The following is a 13002-nucleotide window of genomic DNA, read 5'->3' as shown; positions in this document are numbered from 1 at the left end:
GCCATCGCTTATATTTTACCGATTCACAACCTGATAAATCGCTTGGCTCATGTGCTGTGCCTGTAAACCGCGCATGCCCTGCTGTGCCAATACATCCCCCGCCAAGGCATGTAACATGACAATTTCATGCAATTGAATTTTATGATGAAACTGGGCTTTTAAACTGGCAATCATGCCTGCCAACACATCGCCCATACCACCTGTACCCATACCAGGATTGCCTGCGGTACAAATCCACAATGAACTTGCTTGCGGTTCTGTAGATGCAGCTTGCAAAGTCAAACTACCTGAACCTTTTAACACCCAATCGCCTGCATAGCGTTGCTGCAATTGCTGAATCGCGGCAATACGGTCTGCTTCAATGGCTGCAACCGTAGTATTGAGCAAGGTCGCAGCTTCACCTGAATGTGGTGTGGCATAACTGTTCGGTTTTAGTTGGGCTGGATGATGCGATGAATGCGCTTGTTTCGCCAAAAACCACAAGGCATCGGCATCGTAAACTACTTCTACCTCGGACTGATTTAGTGCGGCAAACCAGTCTGCATAATGCTGTTCTGCCCAAGCATCTCGTCCTAGTCCCATCCCTAAACTCACGGCATCGACCTGTGAAATTAAGTGCTGAATTTCTGCGCCTGTCAGTGCGTCTATATCCCGCAACATTAAATTCGGCGCACGGCTTAATATCGCCACATGATGTTTGGCATGACAGACCACAGTCACTTTCCCTGCACCTGCGCTTGATGCGGCTTCTGCAGCCATCATCACCGCACCACCCATTTGCGCATGTCCGCCCACAATCAACACATGCCCATAACTGCCTTTGTGTCCAAAAGCCTGCCGTGCGGGTAATTGAATCAAATGTGGTGTGAGTTGGGCCAACGCTTTGAGTTCTGCATCGGCTGGAATCAAATCCAGCACATCGACCAGTCCAGTATATTCCTGTGCCTGCCCTGTAAATAACCCTGCTTTCAAACCCAAAGCTGTAAAGGTGTAATCGGCTTTAATTGCACATGGCAATGGCTGCCCCGTGTTGGCATTTAAACCGCTTGGAATATCAACCGCAATTTTTAAACCCGCTTGTTGATTCATTGCGTGAATAAGCGACTGCCACTCATCATTTAAAGGACGATCTAAACCAATACCAAATAATGCATCAATATAGCAGTCATAACTTTGTTGAAATGCAAAACCTTGAATTATATTGACTTGTTCTGTCTGAGCTTCTAAAAAAGCCTGATGTAAATCTGCCGATGAACCGCGTGTTGCTGCATAAATATCGACTTGAAAACCTGCTTGTTTTAAATATTTTGCAGTTAAATAGCCATCGCCTGCGTTATTGCCTTGTCCACAACACACAGCAATTTTTTGTATTGTAGATGGCTGTTTTGCAAAAATTTTGCGAATTTGTAAATGCAGTGTCCACGCCACTTGCTGCATTAAACCGTAAGAACTATTTTGACGGGCAAACCAGCGCTGCTCCCACGCTTGAATACTTTGACTATGATAAACAGGGCTATGGTACACTTGCTGCGGCATTTTCTTCCCTTCTATTTTGTTATGGCAACATCCACCACTTCAGCACATATTTCTCTGCATCAAGACGATCCAGCCGCCTTGAAAGCGTGGATTAAAGCTCAAGCTTTGGCGCTTGGTTTTGCTGATTGTGTCATTGCCAAACCAGATGCTCAAGCAGAATTAGCACGTTTTCAGGAATATTTAAAACGTGGCTATCATGGGGATATGAAGTTTCTGGAAGAAAATTTAGACAAGCGCGCTAATCCCACACTGTTAGTCCCGAATACAAAAAGTATTATTTGTGTGCGGATGAATTATTTGGTGGAAACACCACGTCCACGACACATTCCCGATGCACCTAACTCTGCAATTATTGCCCGTTATGCACGTGGGCGCGATTATCACAAAGTCATGCGCGGACGCCTAAAAACTCTTGCCACCCGTATTCGTGAAAAAGTGGGCGAGTTTGAATCACGCCCCTTTGCGGACTCAGCCCCGATTTTTGAAAAGTCGTTGGCTGAAAGTGCTGGCATGGGTTGGACAGGTAAACATACCTTACTGATTCATAAAAAATCTGGGTCATTTTTTGTATTGGGTGAGCTGTTTACTTCACTAGATTTGCCTTTTGATCCACCTGCAACATCGCATTGCGGCTCTTGCACAGCCTGCATCGACATTTGCCCAACGCAAGCCATTGTTGAACCTTATATGTTAGATGCGCGTAAATGTATTGCTTATTTGACCATTGAATATCAGGGTATCATTCCTGAAGAATTACGTCGTGGCATTGGTAATCGGGTGTTTGGTTGTGATGATTGCCAACTGATTTGCCCGTGGAATAGCTTTGCTCAAGTCACCACGGTGGAGGATTTTCATCCCCGACATGCCTTAGATCAGGTCAGCTTGCTAGATTTATGGCAATGGGATGAAAGCACATTTTTAGCCAAAACCGAAGGTAGTCCATTACGTCGTACAGGCTATCAAAGTTTTATGCGTAATATTGCAATCGGGCTTGGAAATGCCCCATTTTCAGCACAGATTTTACAAACTTTGCAGCAAACGCGTGCACAGCATAATGAGATTGTGCAAATCCATATTGATTGGGCGATTCAGGAACAACTCCTTAAACAGTCTAAATTTTAAACAAAAATCATATCCAAAACCGTGCGATATTTTGACTGCAGGTTACTTGCCAATTTATGCAGTTAACTGAATTTTAGTGACCAATTCATTGCAAAATAAAAATCCATAAAAATAAATTTTGCAGCTAAATAACAGTAAAATTGCTTAAGTTTGCGACTAAATCGACTGCATATTTTTGTTTCCACACTGTCGAATATTAGCCATGAAATTGGGAGATTATGCCTTTCTGATTCAAACTATTTGTGTATGATACAGACTATGAATAATAGGGATGATGGACTTTTACTTATGTCAGTACGCAATGATTGGACTCGAGAAGAAATTCAGCAGTTATATGAACAACCTTTTCTGGATTTAGTCTTTGAAGCACAGCGTGTGCATCGCCAACATTTTGCTGCCAATACCGTACAAGTCAGTACCTTATTGTCTATTAAAACAGGCAAATGCCCTGAGGACTGCAAATATTGCTCGCAATCTGCGCATTATGATTCACAGCTTGAAGCTGAAAAACGTATTGCAGTGGATAAAGTCATTCAGGAAGCCAAAGAAGCTTTAGCATCAGGTTCTTCACGTTTTTGTATGGGCGCTGCTTGGCGTAATCCGCATGAACGTGATATGCCGTATGTTTTAGAAATGGTGCGTGAAGTCAAAGCTCTAGGCTTAGAAACTTGCATGACTTTAGGGATGTTGAATCAATCTCAGGCAGAACGCTTAAAAGATGCAGGTTTGGATTATTACAACCACAACCTAGACACATCGCGTGAATATTATCCGAATGTCATTAGTACTCGTAGCTTTGATGACCGCTTAAATACTTTGGATATTGTGCGTCAAACAGGTATGAAAGTGTGTAGTGGCGGTATTGTCGGTTTAGGTGAAGATACCCAAGACCGTATTGGTTTGTTACATGAATTGGCGACTTTACCGTTACACCCTGAATCTGTGCCAATCAATATGTTAGTTCCGATTGAAGGTACACCACTGGCTGAAGTCGAAAAGCTAGATGTGATTGAATGGATTCGTACTATTGCAGTTGCACGTATTATCATGCCAAACAGCTATATTCGTTTGTCTGCAGGGCGTGAATCGTTGTCTGATTCAGATCAGGCGTTGGCATTTATGGCAGGTGCGAACTCGTTATTCTCAGGTGAAAAGCTTTTAACCACACCAAACGCAGGCGAAGGCAAAGACAAACAATTGTTCCAAAAGTTAGGCTTAGTGCCTGAACGTGCTAAACCAACGGTTTCTGAATTGTCGGTAGATGCGATGGCAATGGCTTAAAGTTTTAGCATCCATCCAAATGTACAAAGTCCCGCAAAGGGACTTTGTTTTTTATGCAGCAAAATAAGTTTATGCGGCAATGCTTTTAAGAGGTGATTAAAATTCCGTAACTGGCATTTAAATACTGCCCTGTTTTAATAATATCTACCCCGTTGGCATGTTCTACCGTCAGTTGTTGCTGAATCGCATCATAATAAAACCGATCATAACAGTCCTGATGATGCAGCAACCACGTCAAAGTATCTGCTAGATTGTCATCTACAATATACGTTTTTTCTTGAAAGTTTTTAGCCATAAATACGGTCAGTTCAATATTTCTAGGTACTGGATTTTAAGCGGAATACCTTGTGGGATAAAGTGTGCGGAGGATAGAAAATTTAATTGTGCACTTGTATAAATCAAACTTCGTACAGCATGAGAAGTCTCCCCACCAAAAGAGGTGGGAATGATATATGTAGTTTTGAAGATGGATAAGTGCAGTCTAATCTATACATGCAGGCAAGACTAAGCAAAATATTCAGGCTATTAGCCTAAAATAAAAAAGTGAGTCATAAAGACTCACTTGGTTTTAATACAGATTCAATACTTAACATTATTGTGTCTTAGAATCCCCACACTTACGACACTCTAAATGCGCCCCGATTTCTTCCATTGCGTCATATTCATAAATATGGATACAGAAAATTTGCTTTAACAGTTTGATCATAAATGACATTCCTTTTGATTTTTATACATCACGTTTGTGATCTCATCCTGAGATACAAATGTCATCAAGGCTGATTGACATAAACTACTATTATCATATTTAAAAAAAATAGCAAATCTAATTTAGGAACTTTCTGACAAATGACAAATTCATCTGCATACTTGCTGAAATTGAGTGCATAAATAGCTGTAAATTCATTCGCTTATATTATTTCAATTTTCAGCGCACTTGAAACAAGAAAAACTGCTCAAAAGCTAATTTATTAAAAACCAAAGAATCGCAATAGCCAATAACATCATGCTTTCTGTTATTTCAATACTCGCACCAACGGTATCGCCCGTAATTCCACCTAAACGCTGCATAAATTTATATCGCAAATACAAGGTGCTAAGGATAAAAGTCAGAACGGTCACCAAACCCACCCATCCCCAAAGCACTCCTGCAAGCAAGGTCAATGCGATCACAATTTTTGTGCCTGTTTTAGGCAAATGTGCCTGAATAGCAGTGCCTAAACCATTGGCACGTAAATAAGGCGTGCTTAAAAATAAAACCAAAGCGCTTAATCGTCCCAATACGGGTACAAACAGCAAAAATGCCAAATACTGTTGTTCGAGCAATACATACAACGCAGACCATTTTAATAAACAGCAGATCAGTAAGCTCAATACTCCAATCGGGCCGCTGCTTGGGTCTTTCATGATGTTTAAGCTACGTTCAGGATCACCAAAACCGCCGACCCATGCATCGGCAGTATCAGCCAGTCCATCTAAATGTAAACCACCTGTCAGCCAAATCCAGAGCACTAAAATTAAGCTGCTACTCAGAACCAAAGGCAAGAATTGCAATAAATGCGCCATCCCCCACAGCGCAGCTCCAATTAGTAAGCCAACGAGCGGATAAAACAGCAGTGATTGTGCATTTTGCGCTGCAGTTGGCATCTGTTTTAAAGAAACAGGAAAAGTGCTCAGGAATTGCAAGGCAATCCAAAAAGGTGTCATGTTTGCCCCTGCATGCAAATGTTGCCATTGGGATGTAACTGGAATGAACTCAATTGCCCCAACGCTGCAGACATTTTTAAAATATCGTCTAAAGATTTTTTCTGCGCCAATACTTTGAGCAATTTAATTACCCCGCCATGCGTGACCAATAACACACGTTTAGGTTGTTGCTCAAGTTGTTGTATATATTGGTTTAGATCAGACAGACCTTGCAAAACGCGCTGCTGAAAATTTAGCAAAGATTCTGCTTGTGGCGGACTAAATTGGGTCGGTGTCATCCAAAATTTAGCTAAATCTTCAGGGTATTGTTCATATAAGGTTTGAGTGGAAATAGCTTCCCATGCACCAAAATGCATTTCCTGAAATTGTGCATCAATATACAGTGGCAATTGCTGTGCTTGCGCAAAGGTCTGAGCAACCTGCAGACAACGCTGTAAAGGTGAACTTGCCACAACATCCCATCGCTGTCCTGTAGCTATTGCCGTGTTTAAAGTCTGCTGCATGTCTTGCCAACCTTTTAAAGTCAAAGCATCATCGGTTGAGCCACGCAAAGTATGACCCAATTCTGTTTCGCCATGTCTTAATAGGTCTAGCATGATCATAAAGATACTTTCTCACCAATAACCGCAGCTTCGGCAAAAGTCGCCATTTGATTATGCAAGGCACAGGCCAGTTGGATAATGCCCAATGCCGCGCCCGCACCGCTGCCCTCACCTAAGCGTAAATTTAGATGCAGCAAGGCTTGTGCACCTAATGCTTCTAATAAGCGACGATGTCCATATTCAGCCGATTGATGCCCAAACAACATCCATTCTCGGACTTGAGGATTTAAACGCACTGCAACTAATGCAGCAGCACTGCTGATAAAACCATCCACCACCATCGGCAAGCCCAACTGCGCACAGCGAATATACGCGCCCACCATTGCAGCGACCTCCAATCCACCAACTGCACATAAGGCTTTAAAAGCATCATCTTGCACATAGTTCTGATGTAGAGCTAAAGCAGCATCAATCACCTGTTTTTTATGTTGCAATTGTGCAGTGTCAATTCCTGTGCCTATGCCAGTCAAGGCTTCAGCAGGTTCTTGTAATAAAAAGCAAGACAAGGCTGATGCCGAACAGGTATTTCCAATACCCATTTCACCTGCGACATAAATCGAGGCCTGCTGTGCGATGGCATCTTCCACACTTTGACGTCCAAGTGCCATCGCATCTGCACACGCTTGTTCAGTCATGGCGCGGGTTTTAGCAAAATTCGCTGTGCCTGCACGAATACAATGCCGTTCTACTCCTGCATATTCATACGCTTCCCCGACCGAGCCGCAATCCACCACTTGTAAATGCGCCTGATATTGTCGGGCGATGACGCTGATACATGCCCCACCTGTGGCAAAATTTTGTAGCATTTGCCGAGTCACGGCTTGGGGATAGGCGGAAATATTTTCTTCCATCACGCCATGATCGCCTGCGAAAATACATATCCACGGACGTTCAATATTCGGCTGCGTTGTTCCTTGCAAAGCCGCCAGTTGAATCGCAATATTTTCCAATGCTGCCAATGAACCTGTTGGTTTGGTCAATTGAAGTTGTCGTGCAATTGCCTGTTGTTTCATCTGTTCATTTGGCTTTTGACACGCTGCAAACCACCAAGTCATTTCTTCTCTCCTTTTAAAAGCATTGGAAAACCTGCGACACAGAACTGCACTTTGTCTGCAATTTGTCCCAATTGCTGATGTAATCGCCCTGTTTCATCGACAAATTTTCGGGTTATTTCGCCCATCGGTACAACGCCCAAACCTGTTTCATTGCTCACTAAAATAATATCGGCTTGCAACTGAGGTAAAACTTCGAGCAATGCTGAAATTTGTTGTTCGGCAAAGCTTTCTGCAGATTGCATCAACAAATTACTCATCCACAAGGTCAGACAATCTACTAAAATCACAGCATTCGGATGATCTAGCATCTTTAACTGCTCCGCCAAATACAAAGGCTCTTCGCACAATTGCCAAGTCTGCGGACGCTGTTGTCGATGATGCTGAATCCGCGCCTGCATTTCTGCATCGCCCGCTTGTGCAGTTGCTACATAAATGACGGATTTGCCAAGTTGCTGCGCGGTTTGCTCAGCCATACGGCTTTTACCCGAACGCGCACCGCCCAAAATAAGTTGAATCACATGTGCTCCAAAGGAAATTGATGCGTGCTAAATAGCTGACCTTGTAAAGTGTGTGCCTGATAATAACCAAAATTTAAATGATGGATATCTAAATCGAAATATTGCACGGGGAGATTTTGAATACGCTGCAAAATCAAATTGGTTGAACACGCTGTTTGATATAAACCCAAAGTAATATGTGGATGATACTGTAAAGCTGCGATTTCAGCCCCGCCTACGCTAAGTGCCTGACGTATACGCGCCAGTTGCTGTGATTGATCTTGCACTTCTACAAATAAAGCACTATCAAAACTATTGATGCCGCCCACTTTCAGTTGAAAAGGCTCTAGTTGCAACTGCTGTAAGGCTTGAACTTGTTGTTGAAATTGTGACTCGAGAAAGTCATCTTCCCAATGCTTTTTTGCTGCATAAAACCCACAAATATATAAGGTGATATGAAACTGGCGAGTGTTTGGGCGAAATAATACATCTGAAAATTGCTGTTTTAATTGTTGTAAATAACATTCTAAAGCTGGATGTTGAACAGCTAAATACCAAAGCACATAACGCTCACGCCCACGATGCCATTCAGGATAATCATGCTGCTGTGTTGGAATAACGTACTGATTGGCTTGAATAAACACGGGATAATTCAATGAATTAAAACAGCTTATGGTAAAACATTCACAACTGAATAGACATGAAAATCATGCAATTTGAGGTGAATATTTTTCAGTTTGGTATTTTAACCATCTACATCATTTAAATAATTTTGATTTTAATGAGATGGATAAAATTCAGAAGATGGCTGAAACAGGTCTGCAATGTTATGCTGAAATGAAGATGATATTTTCTAATCTACACAAGACACTACATTACTGTGAAGCTTTACCCCATCAGAATCGGTATAACTGGAGTTTATGATGCAACAAGAATTGATCTGTTATAAACAACTTCCTATTTGGAATCATGACTCAATTCCACAAGGGTTTAAAAAACAACACAATACCCAAGTCGGCACATGGGCGAAGTTGACTATTTTAAAAGGCGAATTGCATTTTTCGATGCTGCATGAATCTGGTGAAGTACAATCTGAGCATATTTTTTCCGTGGAAAATCAACCACCATTTATTGAACCGCAAGCGTGGCATAAAATTGTATCTGCCAGTGATGATATTGAGTGCCAGCTTAGTTTTTATTGTTTGCCTCAAGATTATTTTGTTAAAAAATATAAATTAAGCCCAACACATTCTGAAATTTTAATGGCACTTCCACAGTTAACCGTGGGTAAAGCTTTGGATGTTGGCTGTGGTACAGGCCGAAATGCGCTGTATTTGAGCCAAAACGGTTTTCAGGTGGATGCTTGGGATGTGAATCCGAGTAGTATCCAAAAATTAAATGAAATTATTGCTACAGAACAGATTTCATCTATTCAAACTACTGTGCGGGATTTAAATCAGGATGCCACAATTACGGAGGAATATGACTTCATTAACTGTACAGTGGTGATGATGTTTTTGGCGCCTGAAACCATTCCTACGCTTATTCAGCACATGCAGCAAGCGACCAAACCACAAGGCTTTAACTTAATTGTTTGCGCGATGGATACTGAAGATTACCCCGTGCAACAAGACTTCCCTTTTAGTTTTAAAGCGGGTGAGTTAAGTGCATATTATGCTGATTGGGATATTGTGAAATACAATGAAAATGTCGGTGAGTTGCACCGCACAGATGCAGATGGCAATCGCATTAAACAGCGTTTTGCGACGTTGTTGGCGAGGAAGAAGTAGATGTGCAAGTGGAATCTTAAATGAATAAGCTTTTGAGCTGCTCACAGACTACATTTCAATTGCTTACATAAAGCTTAAAATAAAAAACCACTTAGGATTAGTACACCTATGTGGTTGTTTTATATGGTGGGCCCAGACAGACTTGAACTGTCGACCAACGGATTATGAGTCCGTTTACATGGCAATTAAAAATCAACAAGTAACATATATAAAATAAATATTATCATACACTTATATAATTTTAAAATTTTATTATTAACTCTTTTTGTTGATTAATATATATTGATTTTGCTTACTACTTGCTTACCAGATGCTTACTAGAATGAAGTTAACAAAACCTGCTATTGATAAAATTGATTGCTCAGACAAAAATAAACCAACTTTTTTTTGGGATGCGAAAACACCTGGATTTGGTGTTAAAGTTACTCCTAAAAATAATAAAAGCTATATTTTCCAAGGGCGTATTGGACTCCAAAATCGCCGTATCAAAATTGGTGACGTTGATGTATGGAAATTAGATGATGCTCGTAAATATGCACAAGAATTGGCTATTATGTGTCACAAAGGGATTGACCCATTGATCGAGCGTAAGAAAGCTTTAGCAGATAACAAAGAACTGCTAAAACAAGAAAAACGCAAGACGATTAAATTTAAAGATGTATGGCTTGAATATTTAAAAGCAAGACAACCTAATTGGCGACCTAGAAGTTATCAGGATCATATCGAATTATCTAGAGGTGGTTACGATCCTGAAAAAAATAGTGTTTATGCTAATCAACCTATTTATCAACTGTTTGAGTATAAGCTTTCTGAATTAACTGCAGATGTGTTTTGTGATTGGCTTGATCAAAATGACTATCGCCCTACAACGTCAGCTAAAGCATATCGGCTCACACGCGCTTTTCTCAATTGGTGCGAGGAACATGAAGACTATGAAAACTTAGTACCTCCAAAATCATATAACGCCAAAAAGGTTAAAGATAAAGTCCCTTCCCCCAAAGCCAAAAATGATTGTTTGATGAAACAACATCTAAAACCATGGTTTGAAGAGGTAAATAAGTTAACTAGTAGAAAAATTGCGATTTTTTTTATATGTAGTTTAATCACTGGTTGCAGAAAGAATGAGCTGCTTTCATTAAAATGGACAGATGTCGATTTTCGTTGGAAAACAGCAAAAGTCAGAGATAAAATTGAAGATGAGGGTCGCCTAATTCCTCTGACTGCATATGTTGAAAGCCTATTATTAGAACTAAAGAAAAATTCTGATTCTAAATTCATATTTAGCAGTAAAGGCGCTGAATGTGGCCATATTGTTAATCCTTATGATAGCTTAGAGAAAATATGTAAAAAACTAAATATTGGACTTACCCCCCATGGATTGAGAAGGTCATATAAAACATTAGCTATATGGGCAAAAATCAATGAAGGATCTTTAGCACAGATCTCAGGTCATAAACCAAGTGCATTAGTTGAGAGACACTATATCGTACGACCTATGGATATGCTACGAGAAACACTGCAAGAATACGAGGATTGGATTTTGCAACAAGTGCAAAATGGCATTAATTGAAATACCTCGAAACGGACTAATGCCAGTCAGTTAAGAAATTGACTGGTAAAGGGTGTAAATAATTCTGTGTAAATACAGTTTTAAAAATACTTGGTTACACACTCTTCAAAAGAGGGCGTTCAAAAATCTATGTCAGTAAATTTGACTACATTTTAATTATATCGATCTAATCGACCTTCAAAGTAAATGGATAATTGAGTAATGTGTGAAAATTGAGACTTCTACTGACATTTTGGTAAATTTTACCTCATGTCATAGGAGTTTGAATTTTGAGTACAAAAGCCCAACGGGAAATTGCCCATAAATTAAAAGTGTTTGCTCATGCTGAACAAAATGGCAATGTTGTATTGACCTGTCGATATTTTGGTATTTCACGAAATACTTTTTATCGTTGGAAGAAGAATTATAAATCCAAAGGAGAGATAGGATTAGTCAACAGTAAGCCATGTCCACAGAACCTTAAGCTACGCACGCCTGCTGTGATTGAAGATAAGATTATTTATTTACGTCAACACTATCATTTTGGACAACTACGGATCAGTTGGTATTTATGGCGTTATCACCAAATTAAAATTTCAGCAGCTGGGGCGTACCATGTTTTAAAACGGCATGGTATGAATCGATTACCCCAAAATCAGCGTAAACGTTCTATTCCTATTCCTCAACGTTATAAAAAACAAGTGTAAGCGTCCGCTGAATCCCATACCTATTTTTTAATTCGATTTAGGTTTCCAGCAGTGCGGCAGCAATTCTTCAATTTGGGTCACTTTGTGTGTCGGTAACCTTTTCAGCACATCACTTAAATAGGCATACGGATCCAAGCCATTCAGCTTTGCTGACTGGATTAATGTCATAATATTGGCTGCTCGCTGACCGCTGCGCAGCGAACCTGCAAATAACCAGTTCTTACGTCCCAACGCCCAGGGGCGCATCTGGTTGTCGGGTAGTCAGACGCAGTTACCTACGTCCAACCCCCTAAGAACCGTGCATGCGAGTTTCCCAGCACACGGCTCAAGCCTCTGCTAAGGCGCCATTCGGCACCCGGTTATACATCGTTGACATTGGCAAACTGAACACTCCTCGGACAATACAGATGGTAAATCTCAAGATTAGCAACTGCATCCGTTCCACCATGACTTAGCTTCACAATATGACGGCTGTGCCATGGTGTATCTTTGGTGACTGGTTTAAGACAGGCGCAGCAGCGACCACCTTGTTTTAGCCACACCCGATACAGCTTGGCTCGCCCCTTTGCGGAGACCAGCATTCTTTTACCCCATCGGGATTCGAAGTACTCATCCCATGCGGGGTTATGAGGGTTAGCAGCAGCCTTGATCTTGATATGTCGCACAATTGGCGTGTCCGAGGCAGACACTAATGTGTATTGTCGCTTCCGACCATCGGCGGACTGTTCATCACATGAGAACACCCATCGACGCGCTCCTTGTACTTTGAAATACCGATCTTTGACCCATCGGAGTGTCTTGCGAGGGTGGCGACGTACCGCCCATCGCCAGAGCATTTCCCACACTGCGTTGTCTACCTGGTTGAAAACCTTCTTGGCAACGACATGACTATGATAGTTGGCCCAACCCCTTAGAATCGGGTTGAGCAAACCGATCAAAGTGGCCTGTCGTGTCGCTTTGTTTGCATTGATTAATGCTCGCAGCTTGTCAAGATGAGCGCTGATGTTTGCCTTTGACGGCTTGATCAGTAAGTTGACAAAAATAACTAATCATGCGAAAAAGTTTTTTTAGTTAACAGATGTTCACACATGCCTCGAATTGTTTCTGTACCACTTAGTTTAGAACAGCGAGAACGACTCATTTTTCTGGCCAAGCATGC

Annotated in this window: 13 protein-coding genes and 3 pseudogenes; 6 read left to right on the top strand and 10 right to left on the bottom strand. The window is 41.2% G+C overall.

Features of this window, described 5'->3' with window-relative positions:
* Positions 1 to 15: 15 nt before the first annotated feature.
* On the bottom strand, positions 16 to 1536 hold the full coding sequence (locus FTU66_RS05365) for an NAD(P)H-hydrate dehydratase (RefSeq protein WP_104851865.1): 1521 nt from the start codon (positions 1534 to 1536) through the stop codon (positions 16 to 18).
* A 21-nt stretch (positions 1537 to 1557) separates the two neighbouring features.
* On the opposite strand from FTU66_RS05365, the gene queG reads away from it, so the two are divergent.
* Both queG and bioB read left to right on the top strand, forming a co-directional pair.
* Entirely contained in the window at positions 1558 to 2658 is a 1101-nt protein-coding gene (gene queG, locus FTU66_RS05360; RefSeq protein ID WP_154320819.1) for a tRNA epoxyqueuosine(34) reductase QueG, read from the top strand.
* Between the two features lie 288 nt (positions 2659 to 2946).
* Positions 2947 to 3939, top strand: coding sequence for a biotin synthase BioB (gene bioB, locus FTU66_RS05355; protein WP_104851863.1), 993 nt, complete (start codon positions 2947 to 2949; stop codon positions 3937 to 3939).
* 85 nt (positions 3940 to 4024) lie between these two features.
* Here bioB and FTU66_RS05350 read toward each other — a convergent pair whose 3' ends face one another.
* From FTU66_RS05350 to FTU66_RS05325, 6 genes are all read right to left on the bottom strand, one after another.
* A complete protein-coding gene (locus FTU66_RS05350; RefSeq protein WP_004976903.1) occupies positions 4025 to 4234 on the bottom strand; it encodes a hypothetical protein in 210 nt (69 codons plus the stop codon).
* Positions 4235 to 4899: 665 nt separating this feature from the next.
* On the bottom strand, positions 4900 to 5643 hold the full coding sequence (locus FTU66_RS05345) for an adenosylcobinamide-GDP ribazoletransferase (protein ID WP_004976907.1): 744 nt from the start codon (positions 5641 to 5643) through the stop codon (positions 4900 to 4902).
* Positions 5640 to 6245: a histidine phosphatase family protein gene (locus FTU66_RS05340; RefSeq protein WP_180112439.1), complete on the bottom strand. Its 606-nt coding sequence runs from the start codon at positions 6243 to 6245 to the stop codon at positions 5640 to 5642. Before FTU66_RS05340 ends, FTU66_RS05345 begins: the two co-directional genes overlap by 4 nt.
* A complete protein-coding gene (gene cobT / locus FTU66_RS05335; protein ID WP_004976913.1) occupies positions 6242 to 7300 on the bottom strand; it encodes a nicotinate-nucleotide--dimethylbenzimidazole phosphoribosyltransferase in 1059 nt (352 codons plus the stop codon). The genes FTU66_RS05340 and cobT overlap by 4 nt, the downstream gene beginning before the upstream one ends.
* Positions 7297 to 7818 (bottom strand): bifunctional adenosylcobinamide kinase/adenosylcobinamide-phosphate guanylyltransferase, encoded by a 522-nt coding sequence (cobU, locus tag FTU66_RS05330; RefSeq protein WP_180112438.1) that lies wholly within the window; start codon positions 7816 to 7818, stop codon positions 7297 to 7299. Before cobU ends, cobT begins: the two co-directional genes overlap by 4 nt.
* Complete coding sequence (locus FTU66_RS05325) at positions 7815 to 8441, bottom strand: 2'-5' RNA ligase family protein (RefSeq protein WP_096901204.1); 627 nt, start codon at positions 8439 to 8441, stop codon at positions 7815 to 7817. The genes cobU and FTU66_RS05325 overlap by 4 nt, the downstream gene beginning before the upstream one ends.
* Before the next feature lie 279 nt (positions 8442 to 8720).
* On the opposite strand from FTU66_RS05325, the gene tehB reads away from it, so the two are divergent.
* The 3 genes from tehB (at position 8721) to FTU66_RS05310 (ending at position 11843) form a co-directional block, all read left to right on the top strand.
* Positions 8721 to 9587 (top strand): SAM-dependent methyltransferase TehB, encoded by an 867-nt coding sequence (gene tehB, locus FTU66_RS05320; RefSeq protein WP_154321273.1) that lies wholly within the window; start codon positions 8721 to 8723, stop codon positions 9585 to 9587.
* 322 nt (positions 9588 to 9909) lie between these two features.
* Entirely contained in the window at positions 9910 to 11157 is a 1248-nt protein-coding gene (locus FTU66_RS05315; protein ID WP_180112437.1) for an integrase family protein, read from the top strand.
* Between the two features lie 269 nt (positions 11158 to 11426).
* Positions 11427 to 11843, top strand: coding sequence for a helix-turn-helix domain-containing protein (locus FTU66_RS05310; protein WP_227592049.1), 417 nt, complete (start codon positions 11427 to 11429; stop codon positions 11841 to 11843).
* 27 nt (positions 11844 to 11870) lie between these two features.
* Here the strand turns inward: FTU66_RS05310 and FTU66_RS05305 are convergent.
* The 3 genes and pseudogenes from FTU66_RS05305 to FTU66_RS13630 all read right to left on the bottom strand — a co-directional run.
* Positions 11871 to 12098 (bottom strand): annotated as a pseudogene (locus FTU66_RS05305) (transposase domain-containing protein); the annotation flags it as partial.
* Between the two features lie 104 nt (positions 12099 to 12202).
* The gene (locus FTU66_RS13635; RefSeq protein WP_225530263.1) at positions 12203 to 12424 is read right to left on the bottom strand and encodes an HNH endonuclease; all 222 of its coding nucleotides are present in this window, start codon (positions 12422 to 12424) and stop codon (positions 12203 to 12205) included.
* Positions 12425 to 12622: 198 nt separating this feature from the next.
* Positions 12623 to 12847 (bottom strand): annotated as a pseudogene (locus FTU66_RS13630) (group II intron maturase-specific domain-containing protein); the annotation flags it as partial.
* Between the two features lie 84 nt (positions 12848 to 12931).
* On the opposite strand from FTU66_RS13630, the pseudogene FTU66_RS13720 reads away from it, so the two are divergent.
* A pseudogene (locus FTU66_RS13720) lies at positions 12932 to 13002 on the top strand (helix-turn-helix domain-containing protein); the annotation flags it as partial.

Origin of the sequence: Acinetobacter sp. YH12131, from assembly GCF_013418635.1 — a bacterium.
In the GTDB taxonomy this organism is placed as follows: Bacteria; Pseudomonadota; Gammaproteobacteria; order Pseudomonadales; family Moraxellaceae; genus Acinetobacter; species Acinetobacter towneri.
The sequence above is the reverse complement of the archived record's forward strand: the minus strand, read 5'-3'. Positions and strand labels throughout refer to the sequence as shown.

Coding starts and splice junctions, on each gene's coding strand:
- FTU66_RS05345 (WP_004976907.1), bottom strand. CDS start 5,643: ATGACACCTTTTTGGATTGCCTTGCAATTCCTGAGCACTTTTCCTGTT.
- queG (WP_154320819.1), top strand. CDS start 1,558: ATGGCAACATCCACCACTTCAGCACATATTTCTCTGCATCAAGACGAT.
- FTU66_RS05340 (WP_180112439.1), bottom strand. CDS start 6,245: ATGATCATGCTAGACCTATTAAGACATGGCGAAACAGAATTGGGTCAT.
- cobT (WP_004976913.1), bottom strand. CDS start 7,300: ATGACTTGGTGGTTTGCAGCGTGTCAAAAGCCAAATGAACAGATGAAA.
- FTU66_RS05365 (WP_104851865.1), bottom strand. CDS start 1,536: ATGCCGCAGCAAGTGTACCATAGCCCTGTTTATCATAGTCAAAGTATT.
- FTU66_RS05350 (WP_004976903.1), bottom strand. CDS start 4,234: ATGGCTAAAAACTTTCAAGAAAAAACGTATATTGTAGATGACAATCTA.
- FTU66_RS13635 (WP_225530263.1), bottom strand. CDS start 12,424: ATGCTGGTCTCCGCAAAGGGGCGAGCCAAGCTGTATCGGGTGTGGCTA.
- bioB (WP_104851863.1), top strand. CDS start 2,947: ATGTCAGTACGCAATGATTGGACTCGAGAAGAAATTCAGCAGTTATAT.
- FTU66_RS05315 (WP_180112437.1), top strand. CDS start 9,910: ATGAAGTTAACAAAACCTGCTATTGATAAAATTGATTGCTCAGACAAA.
- tehB (WP_154321273.1), top strand. CDS start 8,721: ATGCAACAAGAATTGATCTGTTATAAACAACTTCCTATTTGGAATCAT.